Genomic DNA, 462 nt, shown 5'->3' with positions numbered 1-462 from the left:
GAAGTCGGCCGGCAAGTCGCCCTGTAGCGGCCGCTGCAGAGAAGCCTACCGGTCATTCCCCTTCGCGTGACCTGGCGACAGCCAAGCCGCCAGCAACGGCTCGACCACATCGGCGACTTCCGGTCTGCCCTCCAGTGCGGCACGCACCTTGGTCTCGAAGATACCTCCTGCTCTTCCGGTTGCCCGGAGGCCAAACGTCTTGAGCGTGCTGCGCACCTGGTTCGATAGGTCGATCGAGATACCGACGAGTTGTGACCGGGCACCGACCAGACGCCGTGTCGCATGGGCAGCCCATCCCTTGACCCGCGCCTCACGATACCATCCAGTCCGAACCAGCTGCGCCAATGTCTCGGCGTCGTGGGCATCGGTTTTGTTTCGCTGCAGGGCCGTCGCCGCCCGTGCATGACGGGCATCGAGGCAGATAACCGGAAAACCAAGGTCCTTCAGAGAATGGTACTGCCA

1 pseudogene is annotated in these 462 nt (G+C 63.4%); it reads right to left on the bottom strand.

Going from position 1 to position 462, the window contains the following annotated elements:
• Nucleotides 1-81 precede the first annotated feature (81 nt).
• Nucleotides 82-462, bottom strand: a pseudogene (locus GSQ92_RS11775) (transposase); the annotation flags it as partial.

Source organism: Acidisoma sp. S159, assembly GCF_009766125.1.
GTDB lineage: Bacteria > Pseudomonadota > Alphaproteobacteria > Acetobacterales > Acetobacteraceae > Acidisoma.
Note: the sequence above shows the minus strand (reverse complement) of the source record. Positions and strands in the feature narration are given on the sequence as shown.